The sequence below is a fragment of the Rhizobium sp. LCM 4573 genome (assembly GCF_001854865.1).
Taxonomy (GTDB): Bacteria; Pseudomonadota; Alphaproteobacteria; order Rhizobiales; family Rhizobiaceae; genus Neorhizobium.
On the sequence record NZ_MDDW01000028.1, the window covers coordinates 318,166 to 333,852 of the forward strand.

The window sequence follows — 15,687 nt, forward strand, 5'->3', positions numbered from 1 at the left end:
ACGTCGCAACGATCTGAGGGGCTGACGTCAGCTAGGGCTGGCAAGGATTCCAAGGGGTGACCATGCAAAGACTTGCTTTTTTATGCGCTACCTTCGCGACGGCGCTGGGCGCGGCACCGGCTTTTGCGGAAATCGAACGCGAGGACTTTCGGATCACGGCTGGATCGGATATCGAGCTTGCCATCCGCGAAGTCCGCAATGACGGGATGGAGCCTAACGGACCTCCAGTCGTGCTCGTTCATGGGGCGCGGGTTCCGGGCATAGCCTCCTTCGATTTGCCGGTGGAAGGGGGATCACTCGCCGGTGATCTGGCAACGGAAGGATACAGGGTATTCATACTTGATGCCCGTGGCTACGGCGGATCGAGCCGTCCGGGGCAGGATGGCCCGCAGCAAGGCCGGCCGCTCAGCCCCTCCAATGAGATCGTCCGCGATATCGACGCTGCCGTCGAGGCGATCCGGGATAGGACCAATAGGCAGCAGATCGCCTTGCTGGGATGGGCCACCGGCGGGCATTGGGCGGGCATGTATGCCTCTCTTTTTCCGGAAAAGGTCAGCCATCTGATGGTCTATAATTCGCTTTACGGCGCAGCCTCCAAACATCCCACGCTCGGGCCTGACGGCGAGAATGCCGATCCGAACGACCGCAGCCGCTTCAACGTCGCGAAATTCGGCGCCTACCGGCTGAACACGGCGGCTTCGCTTATCCCTTCCTGGGACAGATCCATTCCTGTCGAGGACAAGGATAGCTGGCATGATCCGGCGGTGGTCGAAGCCTACCAGCGGGCGGCGCTGGCCTCCGATCCGACATCCGGTGATCACCAACCGCCGGCATTCCGTGCGCCGTCGGGTGCCATGGAGGACAGTTTCTATCTCGCCTCGGGAAGGCAGCTTTGGGATGCCGCTTCGATTACCGCGCGCGTGCTGATCATCCGTTCGGAGAGCGATTTCTGGAGCCGTCCCGATGACGTGACCGCGCTTGAACGCCATCTCGTAAACGCGGCAGGAGTTCGTAGCGTCACGATTCCAGGGGCGACGCACTATGTGCATCTCGATCGTTCCGAGCGCGGCCGTTCGCAGTTCATCACCGAAGTGCTGAGCCTGCTGTCCGAATCCGACAGAACCGCAAACCCCTGAATGGCTGGGAGCTCTAGCGAGCCGCTTGCGCGGCTCCGGTTTTTCCCCGTTTCCAGTTCAGGATCGGCTTGCGCAACGGGCGGTAGGCAAGCAGCGCCACAATCACCATCAGATAGGTGATGGGTTCCAGCGTCAGGCTCTTGCGCGCCAGAATGAAATGCAGCACGGCTCCTGCCGCGATCACGTAGACGAGCTTATGCAGCTTCGTCCAGCGCGGACCAAGTTTGCGGATCGACCAATTGTTGGAAGTGAGCGCGAGCGGGATCAGCAGAAGCAGGCAGGCCATGCCTATGGTAATGTATGGTCTTCGGGCAATGTCGCCGGCAACCGCTCCGATGTTGAAGCGCAGGTCGAGCGAAGCATAGACCGAGAAATGCATCAGCACGTAATAGAAGGCCAGCAGCCCGACCGCGCGGCGGTAACGGACCCAGTTGATGCCGACGAGGTCGCGTAGAGGTGTGATGGCAAGCGTCGCGATGATGAAGCGCAGCGCCCAGATGCCGAGCAGATGCTCGAATTCCTTGACCGGATTGAAGCCGAGCCCGCCTGTTGCCGCGAGATAGAAATACCAGGCAGCCGGCAACAATCCGATGGCGTAGAGCCCCCATATGCTGGCGCTGTGATAGCGGCGGGGCAGGGTGGGTAGCGTAAGCATCGTCAATAGTTCGCCTTCAGGTCCATGCCTTCGTAGAGGCTCGCCACCTCTTCGGCATAACCGTTGAAAGGCAGTGTGTCGCGGCGGGCGACGTTGAAGAAGCCGCCGTCACCGATCCGCTGTTCGGTCGCCTGGCTCCAGCGCGGGTGATCGACCGCCGGATTGACGTTGGAGTAAAAGCCGTATTCGCGCGCGTTGGAATTCTTCCAGGTGGTCTGCGGCTGCTCTTCCACCAGCGAGATCTTGACGATCGATTTGATGCTCTTGAAGCCATATTTCCACGGAACCACCAACCGGATTGGCGCGCCGTTCTGGTTCGGCAGGGTTTCACCATAGAGCCCGACGGCGAGAATGGTCAGCGGATGGCGGGCCTCGTCGAGTCGAAGACCCTCGATATAGGGCCAGGGAAGCGGCTGGAAGAAGCCGCGCTGTCCGGGCATCTGCTCCGGCCGCACCACGGTTTCGAAGGCGACGTACTTCGCGCTGCCGAGCGGCTCGACCTGATCCAGCAGGGCGGAGAGCGGAAAACCGATCCACGGGATCACCATCGACCAGCCTTCGACGCAGCGAAGCCGGTAGGTGCGGTCCTCCAGCGGAAACTTCATCAGTTCCTCAATGCCGAATTCCTTCGGCTTGCCCACCATGCCGTCTACCTTCACCGTCCAGGGCAGCGGCTTGAAATCGCCGGAATTGGCGGCCGGGTCCTCCTTGTTGACGCCGAATTCGTAGAAGTTGTTGTAGCTGGTGATCGCTTCCTTGGGCGTCAGCGGTTCATCCGTCTTGAAGATGCTCGGCGAGGCGCTGAGGGGCGCCGCGAGCGCATTGCCCGCGCCGGCGAACGCGATACCTGCTGCGGCCGCGCCGAGGAAGCTTCGGCGGGACATGTAGATCGAACGCGGCGTGATCTCAGAAGCCGCGATATGGGGCGGACGGAAGGCGGGCATCGTACTCTCCTTGGGCGAACCTTTTCTTCCCTATACGTATCCCGCAGCTTAAAGGTTTCACGATATCGGATGGAAGCACGTTTATGTGAAGGAACGGCCCCTGGCTGTCCTCGCAACCGTACCGCTTTGGCTCGCGTTGATAGTGACAGCTTGCCGGACATGACCTAGAAAGCTGCCAAATCAGGGGTTTTTGCGCTTGCCGGAGGAAAGGGCTAGACTGCGCGAAACCATAAGTTCGCACCCGAGGATATGAAGACAATGCCAGCCTATCGCTCCAGAACCACGACCCATGGCCGCAACATGGCGGGCGCGCGCGGCCTATGGCGCGCGACGGGCATGAAGGACAGCGATTTCGGCAAGCCGATCATTGCGGTCGTGAACTCCTTCACGCAGTTCGTGCCCGGTCATGTGCACCTGAAGGACCTTGGTCAGCTCGTGGCCCGCGAGATCGAGGCTGCCGGCGGCGTCGCCAAGGAGTTCAACACGATCGCGGTCGATGACGGCATCGCCATGGGCCACGATGGCATGCTCTATTCGCTGCCTTCGCGCGAGATCATCGCGGACTCGGTCGAATACATGGTCAATGCCCACTGCGCCGATGCCATGGTCTGCATTTCCAACTGCGACAAGATCACGCCCGGCATGCTGAACGCCGCCATGCGTCTCAATATTCCGGCCGTCTTCGTCTCCGGTGGCCCGATGGAAGCCGGCAAGGTCGTGCTGCACGGCAAGAAGGTGGCGCTCGATCTCGTCGATGCCATGGTTGCGGCTGCCGACGACAAGATTTCCGACGAGGATGTCGCCATCATCGAACGCTCGGCCTGCCCGACCTGCGGCTCGTGCTCCGGCATGTTCACGGCCAATTCGATGAACTGTCTGACCGAGGCGCTCGGCCTGTCGCTGCCAGGGAATGGTTCGACGCTCGCCACCCATGCCGACCGCAAGCGTCTGTTCGTAGAGGCCGGCCATCTGATCGTCGATCTCGCCCGCCGCTATTACGAACAGGAGGACGAAACCGTTCTGCCCCGCTCGATCGCCACCAAGAAGGCTTTCGAGAACGCCATGTCGCTCGATATCGCGATGGGCGGCTCCACGAATACGGTTCTGCACATCCTCGCGGCTGCTTATGAAGGCGGCGTCGATTTCACCATGGAAGACATCGATCGTCTCTCCCGCAAGGTGCCGTGCCTTTCCAAGGTCGCGCCCGCCAAGCAGGATGTCCATATGGAGGATGTGCATCGCGCCGGCGGCATCATGCGTATCCTCGGTGAACTCGAGCGTGGCGGCCTCATCCATCGCGATTGCTACACGGTTCATGAGGCGACGCTCGGCGACGCGATCGATCGCTGGGATATAACCCGCACGAATTCCGAGAGCGTCCGCGAATTCTTCAAGGCGGCGCCCGGCGGCGTTCCGACTCAGGTCGCCTTCAGCCAGTCCTCGCGCTGGGAAGAGCTGGACACGGACAGCGAGAAGGGCGTCATCCGCTCGGTCGAGAAGCCGTTCTCCAAGGATGGCGGCCTTGCCGTTCTCTACGGCAATATCGCGCTCGACGGCTGCATCGTGAAGACTGCCGGCGTAGACGAGTCGATCCTGAAATTCACCGGTCCTGCAGTCGTTTTCGAAAGCCAGGATGCGGCGGTGAAAGGCATTCTCGGCAACGAGGTCAAGGCCGGCGATGTCGTCGTCATCCGCTACGAAGGCCCGAAGGGCGGCCCCGGCATGCAGGAAATGCTCTATCCGACCAGCTATCTGAAGTCGAAGGGCCTCGGCAAGGCCTGCGCGCTCGTCACCGACGGCCGCTTCTCCGGCGGCACGTCCGGCCTCTCGATTGGCCATGCTTCCCCGGAAGCAGCCCAAGGCGGGGCGATCGGTCTGGTGCGCGACGGAGACTTGATCGAGATCGATATCCCGAACCGCACGATCAACCTCGCGGTGCCGGATGCGGAACTCGCCACCCGCCGCGTCGAGCAGGACGTGCTCGGCTGGAAGCCGGCTGCGCCCCGCAAGCGCAACGTCACGACGGCTCTGAAGGCCTACGCCGCCTTCGCCGCCAGCGCCGACAAGGGCGCGGTGCGCATCCTGCCGGAGGCGTGACGCGACCTTTGCCGGAGTGCCGCTCGGCTTCGCTTCTGCCTTGCACACAGTAAGGAATTTCCTTACTGTGTGCGCGAGGACGATGTCATGATAACGAGCAAAGTTACCAGCAAGGCGCAGACCACGATCCCGCAACCGATCCGGAACGCTCTTCACCTGAGGGAAGGCGATGAGATTATTTATTCCATCCAGCCCGATGGGCGCGTGGTGATCTCGCGCGCCCCCGTCGCTCCGGAAGCGGAAGATCCTTTCGCGACATTCAGCGAATGGGACAGCGAGGCTGACCGGAAGGCCTATGCCGATTTTTGAGCAAGGCGATATCGTCCGCGTTCCCTTTCCTTATACCGACCGTGACACACGGCAGCGCAGGCCGGCGCTCGTCGTCTCAAAGGGAGCGATCGGTGAAAACGCTGCGCTGCTGTGGGTTGTCATGATTACTTCAGCGGAAAACCGCCCTTGGCCTGGGGACGTCCGTATTCCCGATCATCTGAAAGCCGGATTGCCGGCTCCATCCGTTGTCCGCCCGGTGAAGATCGCCACGGTGGAGGCGAAACATGTGGATGCGGTTGGCAAAGTTTCGCGAGAGGTTCTAGACGAAGTCTTGCGCCAGACGAATTCTGTTATCGGGCTGATTACGTTATAGGCGGCCGCCGCGCGACGATCTGGCTGACCGGCCGGTGATCGCTTGTCTTTGCGTTCGCCGGCTGCGTGGAGTTGATGCGATCGTGGATTTCGTGCTCGACGAAGCCGGATCGCGGCTCGACCAGAAGCGGGCCGATCCCGCGCCGGCTCAGCGCCTCGGTGAAGACGATATGGTCGAGCAAGATGTTCGGCGATCGGCCGGGATCGAGCTTGTCCTCGAATATCGCCGTCCAGCGCAGGTGCTGCGGATAGTCGAACAGACCATGGTTCAGGAACTTGCGGGCGAAGAACACATCGCCCTGAAGCACGCTGATCAGGTCGTGCAGGAGATATTCCCGCTCGAGAAGTTCCTTGCCGGGACCGTCGTTCAAATCGCCGACGACCATGATGATCGGCAGTTCCTCCTGTGAGAACCGCTTGTCGATGTAATAGCGCACATCCATGGCTTCGGTACTGAGCTTTGCGCGCGCCACATGCGCATTCGCCATGAACCATGCGACGTCCGGCCGGTCGTGATAGGCCTTGTCGGTTTCCTCCGGCCGCCGGGCGGGCACGGAAAGGCCGATATGCTTGCTCTTGAAATGTGCCCCGATGATCTCGACCCGCACGCCTTCGTAATCCATCACGAGGATCTGCGGGTGGCGGTAGTGCGAATGGGAGCGGCGGACATTCGCGCCGACGGTTTTTTCGCGGTTGTCGAGTTGCGGAGCCGAAAACTGCCACTTGCCGTCATTGTGTGAAAGCTTGGACTCGTCGGCCGTATAGGATTTCCAAGTGGCGATATCGAGAAGGCTTGCCCGCGTCGCCTGCGCGAGCGCGGGCTTGACGAGGAACCACAGCCATTGTTCGCCCTGAATGCCATACGCCCTGTCGTCGCCATCCGGATGGGTCATGAGCTGGTATTCCGGCAGGTATTCGTCCCGGAAGGCCATCATGTCCGCGCTGCCCGGAACCGCCTCCATGAGGAACAGAATGTCCGCATCTATTTCCAGGATCTCTGCCCGCAACGCCTGGAGCTTCGCCTGCGCATCCTCCATAGCGGGCATGCGCCGCTGGCCGCGCCTCGATCGCTCCGGAACGACGCCGCGCACGACGTCGAAAGCATCGGTCAGCCATTCCACATTGAAGGAAGTTACCTTGAAGGCCTCCATATCCCCCTCCGGCATCGCGGCCCAAGCATGAACAGCATATTAGGGCGTGGCCATGAGGGGAACATGACGATCGTGGAGTTTGCCGTTAAAGCGGCCGCGTCAGGTTGTTGTAGATGTCGGTGAGCTGCTTCAGCCGTTCGTCATAGGCGGTGCGGATGCATGCGACATCGCTGCCGCAGGCCTGCCGGCGCTTGAGCCAGGCGCTTTGCTCGTCCTGCATCGTGCCTCGCGCGCCCATGGCCAGCAGCCCGGCGAGCAGGTCGAATGTCGTGACCATCTTCACGTCCGCGTCGTTGAGTGCCCGGTTGTCGCAGATCGCCTTTTCGTCCGGTGCAAGTTCAGGCTTTTCGCAATCGAAGCTGGCGGCGAGACTCGATGGCGCGTTGAGGGTGAGCGCGGTCAGCGTGAGGGTGGCCAAGGCTGCGAGTCTCTGCATCGGGTGTTCCTTTCCTGTTGGTTGATGCGCGGCCGGTTCAGGCGTCCGGTAAGAGCCATAGGCCGAGAAAGATAAGGGCGGCGGCCCAAAGGGCGAGGATGAAGGCCAGACCGCCGTGGCTGCTCGGGCGTGTGGCCCGCCCAGCGGCCTCCGCGCGAAATTCCGCCATCAGGGCAGGGGGAATGAGGCGGATCGCCAGCATGATGCCGAGCGGGACGATGACGAGGTCGTCGAGATAGCCGAGGATCGGCACGAAATCCGGAATGAGATCGACAGGTGAAAGCGCATAGGCCGCCACGGCGCCGGCCATGAGCTTGGCGGTCCACGGCACGCGGCTGTCGCGCGCAGCGAGCCACAGGGCCACTATGTCTCGCTTCAAGCTCTTGGCCCAGGCCTTCACCTTCACCATATGATCCATGCTATCTTTCCGTTTCCGGCTGCAAGGTAAGGTGCCTTCGGAGAATTCCCATTCCTATGTTCCGCCACCTTTCCTTTCTAGCGTTCGCCGCTACAAATCGTTCCAGATTTTCGTGAAGAGGAATCACATGCAGAGCACGCTGAAACGCCTGTCGGCCGGCCTTCTGGCCCTGAATCTGGTGCTGCCCGCTTCGGCATTCGCGCAGGAAGGCAAGGTCGTGCCGCAGAGCCGGCAGGAAATGCAGCTTTCCTTCTCTCCGCTCGTCAAGCAGACGGCGGGCGCAGTGGTGAACGTCTATGCCGAGCGGGTGATCCAGCGGCTGAACCCGTTCGCGGGCGATCCCTTCTTCGAACAATTCTTCGGGCAGCGACTGCCCAACCGCACGGAGAAACAGTCTTCGCTCGGCTCGGGCGTCATTCTCGCTCAGAGCGGCCTTGTGGTGACCAACAATCACGTCATCGAAGGGGCTGACGATATCAAGATCGCGCTCGCCGATGGCCGCGAATTTCCCTCCAAGGTTCTCCTGAAGGACGAGAGCGTCGATCTCGCCGTTCTGAAGATCGATGCGAAGGAGACTTTCCCGGCACTGCCGATCGGCGATTCCGACCACGTCGAGGTWGGGGATCTGGTGCTGGCGATCGGCAATCCCTTCGGTGTCGGCCAGACGGTGACGAGCGGCATCGTTTCCGCGCTTGCCCGCAACCAGATAACATCCGGCGATTTCGGCTTCTTCATCCAGACCGATGCGTCGATCAATCCCGGCAATTCCGGTGGCGCGCTGATGAACATGGACGGCCAGTTGATCGGCATCAACACCGCGATCTTCTCGCGCGGAGGCGGTTCGAACGGCATCGGTTTTGCCATTCCCGCAAATCTGGTGAAGGTCTTCCTCGCCGCCGCCGAAAGCGGCAAGGGCGTCTTCGAGCGGCCCTATATCGGTGCCGGTTTCGAGCCGGTCACCTCGGATATCGCGGAATCTCTGGGCTTGAAGACAGCTCGGGGCGCGCTGGTCGTACGTGTCGTGGAGGGCGGCCCCGCCGACAAGGCGGGCCTGAAGACCGGCGAGGTTGTGACGGCCGTGAATGGCATTCCGGTCGAGCATCCCGATGCGCTTGGCTATCGGCTGACCACTGCCGGCCTCGGCCAGCAGGCGAAGTTGACGGTCGAGGGGAACGGCAGCCAAAAAGAGGTCACGATCGCTCTGAATACGGCGCCGGAAAGCACTCCCCGCGACGAGCGGCTGATCGAAGGGCGCAATCCTTTCGCGGGGCTGAGGATCGCCAACCTTTCGCCGAAGCTTGCCACCGAGCTTCGCATTCCGGCGGACAAGACCGGCGTGGTGGTGACGGATGTGGCGCGTGGCTCGCCGTCCGGCCGCCTCGGTTTCCAGCCGCGCGATATCATCATTTCACTGAACGGCACGTCCGTTACCTCCACCAACGGCATGGAAGCCATGCTCGATGACGATCCCGGTTTCTGGCGTGTGGAGATCGAGCGCGACGGCCAGAGGATACGGCAGTTCTTTCGATGAGTGACGATCTTTTCGCGCCGAAAGTTCCCGAGGAGGTCGCCAGCCGGCGGCCTCTCGCCGATCGGCTGCGCCCGAAATCGCTGGCCGAGGTCACAGGGCAGCCGCACCTGACCGGGCCTGACGGCGCCCTTCGGCGGATGATCGAGTCCGGCTCGCTCGGCTCGATGATTTTCTGGGGCCCGCCGGGAACCGGCAAGACGACGGTAGCCCGCTTGCTGTCGGGCGAAGCGGGGCTGGCCTTCGAGCAGATTTCGGCGATCTTTTCCGGCGTCGCCGACCTGAAGAGAGTGTTCGAGGCGGCACGCATGCGCCGCATGGATGGCCGTCAGACCCTGCTCTTCGTGGACGAGATACACCGCTTCAATCGCGCGCAGCAGGATAGCTTCCTGCCGGTGATGGAGGACGGCACCGTTATCCTGGTCGGCGCGACCACCGAGAATCCATCCTTCGAGCTCAACGCCGCTCTGCTTTCGCGCGCCCGCGTGCTCACCTTTCTGCCGCATGACGGGGAGAGCCTGGAGGAGCTCCTCAAGCGCGCGGAAGAAACCGAAGGCAAGCCGCTGCCGCTCGACGAGGCGGCGCGCGCAAGCCTGATACGCATGGCGGATGGTGACGGCCGTGCCGTGCTGACGCTGGCGGAAGAGGTCTGGCGCGCGGCGAGGGAAGGGGAAGTCTTCGACACGGACGGACTGATCCGCATCGTCCAGCGCCGCGCTCCGGTCTACGACAAGGGGCAGGATGGTCATTACAATCTGATCTCCGCCCTCCATAAATCCGTGCGCGGCTCGGATCCGGATGCGGCCCTCTATTATCTTGCCCGCATGTTCGATGCTGGCGAGGACCCACTCTATCTCGGCCGGCGGCTGGTGCGCATGGCGGTGGAGGATATCGGACTTGCCGATCCACAGGCGCTGGTGATCGCCAATGCCGCCAAGGATGCCTACGATTATCTCGGCTCGCCGGAGGGCGAACTGGCGCTCGCAGAGGCCTGCGTCTATCTCGCGACCGCGCCGAAATCCAATGGCGTCTACACGGCTTTCAAGGCGGCGATGCGCGCCGCCAAGGAGAATGGTTCGCTGCTGCCGCCCAAGCATATCCTGAACGCCCCCACCAAGCTGATGAAGGGCGAAGGCTATGGCGAGGGCTATCGCTACGATCATGACCAGCCCGATGCCTTTTCCGGCCAGAACTATTTCCCGGAAAAGATGGGCCGGCAGGTCTTCTACGATCCGCCGGAGCGTGGCTTCGAACGCGAGATCAGGAAACGGCTCGATTGGTGGTCGAAGCTGCGCAAGGAACGCGGCGAACCCTGAAACGCGTCAGGACGCCTTCTTCCCGGCCGCGACGCTCGGCGGAGCGGGGATCATCCGGACGGCGGAGTCCGCAAGGCCATGATGGCCTTCCATGTCCACGACCAGATGCCAGTGGCCGCCTTCGGGGACCTGCAGCCGCACTGGAGATTTTTTCGCGACGCCGCCGATATACTTGAAATCCAGGAGCTCCTTGAAGCGCTGGAAGTTCGAATTGCTCATCAGCCGCACGTTGTTGACGGCATTCAGCGTTACCTCGATCGTGGCGCCGGCGCGCTGTTCCTTCAGATCGTAGTGGGTAAAACGGAATGTCGGGGCTGCCATGCCTTTGCCTCTTTATACCTGCATATGCTCACCGAAAGCGTAGCGGAACCCCGGTTAAGGATTGGTGGAACCTTCGGCTTGGCTTCGAGTTGAACGTGCAAAAGCCGTGGCCTCCGTCTTGGACCCGCTGCCGGAATATGCCGCTTGCGGCACTTGAAATAACAAGGTGGCGTTCGTCCCCTGCCGCCACCGCACAATAACATTGACCTCCACAACTCGAGCCTGCCGTACCCCCGGCAGGCTTTTTCTTTTTGCCTGCCGCTTTTTGAATCCGCATTGTCGGCTTGGCCGAGGCCTGGACGTCCTTGGGACATCTCAACCATTGCCTCATGGAGGAAAGTCATGCCGATGAAGATGCTTGCAGCCGCTATCGCGATCATCGCCGCCTCGATCGTTCCGGCGATCGCCGCGCCGGAGACCGTCGAGCCGTCGAAGACGGGATATGTCGAGGCGGGCGGTATAAATTACTATTACGAAATCAGGGGCGAAGGCGATCCGCTGTTGCTCCTGCATGGCGGCCTCGGCTCGATCGATATGTTCGCGCCGATCCTGCCGGCGCTGACCGAGCATCGACAGGTGATCGCCGTGGACCTGCAGGGACATGGCCGCACGCGCCTGGGTGATCGGCCGATCGCGCTGGATGCCATGGGAGCGGATATGGGCAAGCTGATCGCCGATCTCGGCTACGGTCAGGTCGATGTGATGGGCTATTCCATGGGCGGCGGCGTGGCATTGCAGATGGCGGCACAGGCTCCGGAAAAGGTGCGGCGGCTTGTTCTGGTCTCGGYGCCCTTCGCCAAGACCGGCTTCTTTCCTGAAATGATCCCGCAGCAGGAATCCGTCGGCGCCGGCATGGCGGAGATGATGAAGGACACGCCCATGTTCATCTCCTACAAGGCCGTGGCGCCGGATGTATCGGAATTCCCGCGGCTGCTGGACGCCATGGGCGACATGATGCGCCGGGATTACGATTACTCCGATGCCGTCGCCAAGCTTACCATGCCGGTCATGTTGGTCTACGGCGACAGCGACATGATCCGCCCGGAACATGTCGTCGAATTCTATCAGAAGCTCGGCGGCGGACTGAAGGATGCAGGCTGGATGCGCGAGAACATGCCGAAGAACCGGCTGGCGATCGTGCCGGACCTGACTCATTACGACATGTTCGCTTCCCCGATACTCGCGGCAACCGTACTGCCCTTCCTGGACGGCAAGTCGAATACCGCGACCTGGGCCGAGCAGGTCAGGCAGTAGAGGCTTCCTGAAAACGCTTCCGACCGGGCCAGCCCGCCGGAAGCGTTTCTTCTCAATGGGCTGGAAGGTTTTCCGGATTCAATTCCCGAAATTGTTGAATCACCTTCTGAGGTTTTCCCTGTCCAGCTGGCCGGCAAGGGTGAGGATGGTCTGCGAGGTCGGCACGGGAATGCCGGCGAGCTTCCCGAGCGAGACGACCATGCCGGTGAGTGGCGTGATTTCCAGCGGTTTTCCGGCAAGCAGATCCTGCAGCATGGAGGTGCGCACGGCGCCGATCGTGCGTGTTCGCTCGATCTCCTGTTCCACGCTCTGGGCAAAGCGGACGCCAAGCGCCTTGCCGACCGCCTGTACCTCTTCCATCAGCCTGCCCATGAGGGCGAGAAGATCCGGATTGGCGACCATGTCGTTGCAAAGTGCCCGCGTGAGAGCGCTGGTCGGATTGACGGCCGCGTTGCGCATCAGCTTTTCCCAGATCACCTCGCGGATTGCCTGGGTCGTGCGGACCTCCAGATCGGCCACCTTCAGAAGATCGGCGATGGTCTGCAGGTCGTCCGAGAGCATGCCGGAGGGTTCGCCGAGGAAGAAATGGCCGCGAACGCTCAGGCCGATCTCTCCCGGACGGACGACTTCAGCGCCCTGATAGGCGACGCAGCCGATGACCCGCTCGGGGCCGATGAGGCGCCAGAGCTTTCCGCCCGGATCGAGTTCTTCAAGTTGCCGCTCCGCATGGCCGCTCGCCTCGTCCCGGTGGAAATACCACCATGGAATGCCGTTGAGGATCATCACCACGCGGGTGYCGTCTTTCAAAAGCCCTGTTATGCCCTCGGCTGCGGCTGAAAGCTGGTGGCCCTTGAGCCCGGTGATGATGAGATCCTGTGGCGGCAGTCCGGAGGGATCGTCCGTTGCCGTAACCCGCGCCGTGATCGGCTYGGGTTCGCCGGCATAGCGCACCGTGAGGCCGTTTCTGCGGATGGCGTCGAGATGCGCGCCGCGTGCCACTACGGATACCTCGGCCCGGTCGCCGAGCCCGGATGCAATCTTTGCCGCGAATGCGCCACCGAGCGCGCCCGCACCATAGATGCAGATGTTTCGGATCGTCATGAATGCCCTCTTCGCCGTTATGCTTCTCTAGACTTAGAGCATGCCGCGTCAGATCGTGCACCGCTTTTGCGATGACGATACGCCGAAAAAAGAAGGCTTGATCCTGCGCCGGGTAGCGACAGGCTTTTCACGAAGTCAATGGGGCCGGCTTACGGGGAACAATTCATTGCGGCGCAGCTCGTCGATGGCGGCCACCGCTTCGTCGACCGACCAGCCGGCCTTTACGGCTGCCGAGATCATCTTCATTTCGGCCTCCTCTTCGAGCGCGAAGAAGAGCGGTTCGAGCGCCTCCTGGACGGTGAGGATGTGTTCATCGCGCGGCGCGATGGACTCATGTGCGGCAGACATGGCGCAATTCTCCTCTCTCTGATCGAATTTCCCACAATAGCCGCCACCGCGAAAAGTTCCGTCTGCGGATGGAAAATTTGCGCGTGCGCCGGCGAAGTAGCGGAGCCGGGGCACTGGCTGCCGCGCTCGCGGCATTGTGAACACCTTTGCCGCGGAACTCTCACCGCGTGGCGGCCGGGTTAAGGAAGTCTTTATGGATTCGTGAAAATTGAAGGATACCTGCGTATCCGGCGAGCGTCGTACCATCCGACGGGCTGGTGGAATGGCCGGTATCGCCGCGCAGTTTGTAACCTGAGTAATTGCCTGCGTATCCCCTGACGCAGGCGCTGTACGGAGTAAAGCGATGACCATGAACGTGAAGCCTTTCGCCCTGGCGATGATAGCCGCAATTTCCACCACGCCCGCTTTGATGACGCAGGCTTCGGCTGCCGATCTGGCACCTTATTCCGATGCGCCTTCCTATAACGAGCCGGCTTCGGCTTCCGGTGGCTGGACGGGTCCCTATGTCGGTCTTCACGCGGGCATGGGCTCGGACAAGATGAGCCCTTTCTCCGGTGACAAGGAATTCATGGGCGGCATCCAGGGCGGATACAATGCCGAAATGGGCGGCGCCGTCGTCGGCGGCGAGCTGGAGCTGTCGCATATGGGTGATACCGAAGTCGACGTGCGCGGCGGCGAGCTGAAGGAGCGCTATCGCGTGGCGGCAAAGGGCAAGGTAGGCGCGCCGCTCGGCGATACGCTTCTCTACGGCACCGCCGGTGTAGCGATGACGAGCCTGCGCGATACCGACAGCGCCAAAGGTCCCGATGGCTGGAAGCCCGGCTGGCTGCTCGGTGCCGGCATCGAGCAGAACATCAATTCGAACCTCTCCGCAAAGGTCGAATACAACTATGTTCGCACCAACGACGTCCGCAGCTTCGACGGCGTCCGGACGTCCAAGAGCGATGTCGGCGACCACACCATCAAGGCTGGTGTGAACTATAAGTTCTAGTTTTTCCGGGTCCATGCGGACCAAGGGTGAATGGCAGCGCCGCGCATCTTGAGAGATGCGCGGCGCTGTTTGCGTATGGGCGGCGATGCCCACGCCAGCAGAGCATCGGCCGCTCCGGCCATGGGGGCTTCGCCCCGGCTCTGCCTTGTTGTACGCCTAACCTAATGCCTGATTCGCTGTCCTCACCGGGGCGGGGCAGATACGAGACTTTGAAGGAGAGAGCAATGACGGACGCCAAGAGCGGTATTACCGGACTACGGCCGCATATTACGGTAATCGGCGTCGGCGGCGGGGGCGGCAACGCGGTCAACAATATGATTGCGGAAAATCTGCAGGGTGTGGAATTCATCGCGGCAAATACCGACTCCCAGGTGCTCGCTACTTCCAAGGCGTCGCGCCGCATCCAGCTTGGTGCAAACGTAACCGAGGGGCTTGGCGCAGGCTCGCTGCCGGATGTCGGCCGCGCCGCTGCCGAGGAGTCGATCGACGAGATCATGGACCACCTGAGCGGTTCGCATATGTGCTTCGTGACCGCCGGCATGGGCGGAGGAACGGGGACGGGGGCCGCATCGGTGATCGCGCATGCGGCGCGTTCGGCCGGCATCCTGACGGTGGGTGTGGTCACCAAGCCTTTCACCTTCGAAGGCAACCGCCGCATGAGAACGGCCGAAGCGGGTATTGAGGCGCTTCGTCAGGCTGCCGACACCGTGATCGTCATCCCCAACCAGAACCTCTTCCGCATTGCCGATGCGAAAACAACTTTCGCCGATGCCTTCATGACGGCCGATAGGGTGCTTTATTCCGGCGTCGGCTGCATCACCGATCTCATCGTCAAGGAAGGCCTGATCAACCTCGATTTTGCCGACGTGAAGTCGGTCATGCGGGGCATGGGGCGCGCGATGATGGGCACGGGCGAAGCCGGCGGCGAGGGCCGGGCGATAAAGGCGGCCGAGGCGGCAATCGCAAACCCGCTTCTTGATGATGTCTCTATGAAGGGCGCCAAGGGCGTACTGATTTCGATCTCGGGTGGTTCGGACATGACGCTCTTTGAAGTGGATGAGGCGGCAAGCCGCATCCGCGACCAAGTGCAGGACTATGCCGATATCGTGGTGGGGGCGATCTTCGACCGCAACCTCGATGGCAGGTTCCGCGTCTCTGTCGTGGCGACCGGCCTGGAAGGCGACGGACTATCCGCTGCGGTTTCCGGCGCCGCCGAGCAGATCGAGACCCGCACGCTGCAGTAACGTCACCGGGTGGTGATTTCCGGTTTCGAATAGGCGAAATTGAGAAGGGGCTTGGTATCAGGCCTCTTTTCTTGGAATTCCACCCCTGAGGGCTGCTGAGCTCAC

Annotated in this window: 17 protein-coding genes; 9 read left to right on the forward strand and 8 right to left on the reverse strand. The window is 61.8% G+C overall.

All coding sequences use genetic code 11. The features are described 5' to 3' along the window. Positions 1-62 precede the first annotated feature (62 nt). On the forward strand, positions 63-1,136 hold the full coding sequence (locus LCM4573_RS23530; protein ID WP_071008882.1) for an alpha/beta fold hydrolase: 1,074 nt from the start codon (positions 63-65) through the stop codon (positions 1,134-1,136). Positions 1,137-1,149: 13 nt separating this feature from the next. Here the strand turns inward: LCM4573_RS23530 and msrQ are convergent, their stop codons facing one another. Continuing rightward, complete coding sequence (msrQ, locus tag LCM4573_RS23535; protein WP_071008884.1) at positions 1,150-1,791, reverse strand: protein-methionine-sulfoxide reductase heme-binding subunit MsrQ; 642 nt, start codon at positions 1,789-1,791, stop codon at positions 1,150-1,152. Positions 1,792-1,793: 2 nt separating this feature from the next. After that, positions 1,794-2,735 carry a protein-methionine-sulfoxide reductase catalytic subunit MsrP gene (msrP, locus tag LCM4573_RS23540; protein WP_071008886.1) on the reverse strand — a complete coding sequence of 314 codons (942 nt, stop codon included), beginning with the start codon at positions 2,733-2,735 and terminating at the stop codon, positions 1,794-1,796. Between the two features lie 258 nt (positions 2,736-2,993). Between msrP and ilvD the strand changes: the two genes are divergently transcribed. The 3 genes from ilvD (at position 2,994) to LCM4573_RS23555 (ending at position 5,475) form a co-directional block, all read left to right on the forward strand. After that, positions 2,994-4,832: a dihydroxy-acid dehydratase gene (gene ilvD, locus LCM4573_RS23545; RefSeq protein WP_071009217.1), complete on the forward strand. Its 1,839-nt coding sequence runs from the start codon at positions 2,994-2,996 to the stop codon at positions 4,830-4,832. Between the two features lie 87 nt (positions 4,833-4,919). Next, positions 4,920-5,141 (forward strand): type II toxin-antitoxin system PrlF family antitoxin, encoded by a 222-nt coding sequence (locus LCM4573_RS23550; RefSeq protein WP_071008888.1) that lies wholly within the window; start codon positions 4,920-4,922, stop codon positions 5,139-5,141. Continuing rightward, entirely contained in the window at positions 5,128-5,475 is a 348-nt protein-coding gene (locus LCM4573_RS23555) for a type II toxin-antitoxin system PemK/MazF family toxin (protein WP_071008889.1), read from the forward strand. The genes LCM4573_RS23550 and LCM4573_RS23555 overlap by 14 nt, the downstream gene beginning before the upstream one ends. Here the strand turns inward: LCM4573_RS23555 and LCM4573_RS23560 are convergent. The 3 genes from LCM4573_RS23560 to LCM4573_RS23570 form a co-directional block, all read right to left on the reverse strand. After that, complete coding sequence (locus LCM4573_RS23560; protein WP_071008891.1) at positions 5,465-6,625, reverse strand: endonuclease/exonuclease/phosphatase family protein; 1,161 nt, start codon at positions 6,623-6,625, stop codon at positions 5,465-5,467. The two genes, LCM4573_RS23555 and LCM4573_RS23560, sit on opposite strands and share 11 nt — an antisense overlap. An 85-nt stretch (positions 6,626-6,710) precedes the next feature. After that, positions 6,711-7,061: a lysozyme inhibitor LprI family protein gene (locus LCM4573_RS23565; RefSeq protein WP_071008893.1), complete on the reverse strand. Its 351-nt coding sequence runs from the start codon at positions 7,059-7,061 to the stop codon at positions 6,711-6,713. 37 nt (positions 7,062-7,098) lie between these two features. Then, positions 7,099-7,479, reverse strand: a complete 381-nt coding sequence (locus tag LCM4573_RS23570; RefSeq protein ID WP_071008894.1) for a YkvA family protein — start codon at positions 7,477-7,479, stop codon at positions 7,099-7,101. 127 nt (positions 7,480-7,606) lie between these two features. Here LCM4573_RS23570 and LCM4573_RS23575 point away from each other — a divergent pair, with 127 nt between their 5' ends. Next, a complete protein-coding gene (locus LCM4573_RS23575; protein ID WP_071008896.1) occupies positions 7,607-9,010 on the forward strand; it encodes a DegQ family serine endoprotease in 1,404 nt (467 codons plus the stop codon). Then, positions 9,007-10,323: a replication-associated recombination protein A gene (locus tag LCM4573_RS23580; RefSeq protein ID WP_071008898.1), complete on the forward strand. Its 1,317-nt coding sequence runs from the start codon at positions 9,007-9,009 to the stop codon at positions 10,321-10,323. The genes LCM4573_RS23575 and LCM4573_RS23580 overlap by 4 nt, the downstream gene beginning before the upstream one ends. Before the next feature lie 6 nt (positions 10,324-10,329). Here the strand turns inward: LCM4573_RS23580 and LCM4573_RS23585 are convergent, their stop codons facing one another. Then, positions 10,330-10,644 carry a DUF1883 domain-containing protein gene (locus LCM4573_RS23585; protein WP_071008899.1) on the reverse strand — a complete coding sequence of 105 codons (315 nt, stop codon included), beginning with the start codon at positions 10,642-10,644 and terminating at the stop codon, positions 10,330-10,332. A 342-nt stretch (positions 10,645-10,986) separates the two neighbouring features. On the opposite strand from LCM4573_RS23585, the gene LCM4573_RS23590 reads away from it, so the two are divergent. Further along, positions 10,987-11,898 carry an alpha/beta fold hydrolase gene (locus LCM4573_RS23590; RefSeq protein WP_071008901.1) on the forward strand — a complete coding sequence of 304 codons (912 nt, stop codon included), beginning with the start codon at positions 10,987-10,989 and terminating at the stop codon, positions 11,896-11,898. Between the two features lie 99 nt (positions 11,899-11,997). Here the strand turns inward: LCM4573_RS23590 and LCM4573_RS23595 are convergent, their stop codons facing one another. Next, positions 11,998-12,999 (reverse strand): ketopantoate reductase family protein, encoded by a 1,002-nt coding sequence (locus LCM4573_RS23595; RefSeq protein WP_071008903.1) that lies wholly within the window; start codon positions 12,997-12,999, stop codon positions 11,998-12,000. A gap of 135 nt (positions 13,000-13,134) precedes the next feature. Further along, positions 13,135-13,347 carry a hypothetical protein gene (locus LCM4573_RS23600; protein ID WP_071008905.1) on the reverse strand — a complete coding sequence of 71 codons (213 nt, stop codon included), beginning with the start codon at positions 13,345-13,347 and terminating at the stop codon, positions 13,135-13,137. Between the two features lie 343 nt (positions 13,348-13,690). Here LCM4573_RS23600 and LCM4573_RS23605 point away from each other — a divergent pair, with 343 nt between their 5' ends. Next, positions 13,691-14,338: an outer membrane protein gene (locus LCM4573_RS23605; protein ID WP_071008907.1), complete on the forward strand. Its 648-nt coding sequence runs from the start codon at positions 13,691-13,693 to the stop codon at positions 14,336-14,338. Between the two features lie 224 nt (positions 14,339-14,562). Further along, on the forward strand, positions 14,563-15,582 hold the full coding sequence (gene ftsZ / locus LCM4573_RS23610) for a cell division protein FtsZ (protein ID WP_071008909.1): 1,020 nt from the start codon (positions 14,563-14,565) through the stop codon (positions 15,580-15,582). Positions 15,583-15,687 lie beyond the last annotated feature (105 nt).

Excerpts from the sequence above, each read along its gene's own strand:
- LCM4573_RS23585 (WP_071008899.1), bottom strand. The coding sequence starts at position 10,644 with ATGGCAGCCCCGACATTCCGTTTTACCCACTACGATCTGAAGGAACAG.
- LCM4573_RS23550 (WP_071008888.1), top strand. The coding sequence starts at position 4,920 with ATGATAACGAGCAAAGTTACCAGCAAGGCGCAGACCACGATCCCGCAA.
- LCM4573_RS23555 (WP_071008889.1), top strand. The coding sequence starts at position 5,128 with ATGCCGATTTTTGAGCAAGGCGATATCGTCCGCGTTCCCTTTCCTTAT.
- LCM4573_RS23565 (WP_071008893.1), bottom strand. The coding sequence starts at position 7,061 with ATGCAGAGACTCGCAGCCTTGGCCACCCTCACGCTGACCGCGCTCACC.
- LCM4573_RS23560 (WP_071008891.1), bottom strand. The coding sequence starts at position 6,625 with ATGGAGGCCTTCAAGGTAACTTCCTTCAATGTGGAATGGCTGACCGAT.
- LCM4573_RS23530 (WP_071008882.1), top strand. The coding sequence starts at position 63 with ATGCAAAGACTTGCTTTTTTATGCGCTACCTTCGCGACGGCGCTGGGC.
- LCM4573_RS23580 (WP_071008898.1), top strand. The coding sequence starts at position 9,007 with ATGAGTGACGATCTTTTCGCGCCGAAAGTTCCCGAGGAGGTCGCCAGC.
- msrP (WP_071008886.1), bottom strand. The coding sequence starts at position 2,735 with ATGCCCGCCTTCCGTCCGCCCCATATCGCGGCTTCTGAGATCACGCCG.
- msrQ (WP_071008884.1), bottom strand. The coding sequence starts at position 1,791 with ATGCTTACGCTACCCACCCTGCCCCGCCGCTATCACAGCGCCAGCATA.
- ilvD (WP_071009217.1), top strand. The coding sequence starts at position 2,994 with ATGCCAGCCTATCGCTCCAGAACCACGACCCATGGCCGCAACATGGCG.
- LCM4573_RS23570 (WP_071008894.1), bottom strand. The coding sequence starts at position 7,479 with ATGGATCATATGGTGAAGGTGAAGGCCTGGGCCAAGAGCTTGAAGCGA.
- ftsZ (WP_071008909.1), top strand. The coding sequence starts at position 14,563 with ATGACGGACGCCAAGAGCGGTATTACCGGACTACGGCCGCATATTACG.
- LCM4573_RS23605 (WP_071008907.1), top strand. The coding sequence starts at position 13,691 with ATGACCATGAACGTGAAGCCTTTCGCCCTGGCGATGATAGCCGCAATT.
- LCM4573_RS23600 (WP_071008905.1), bottom strand. The coding sequence starts at position 13,347 with ATGTCTGCCGCACATGAGTCCATCGCGCCGCGCGATGAACACATCCTC.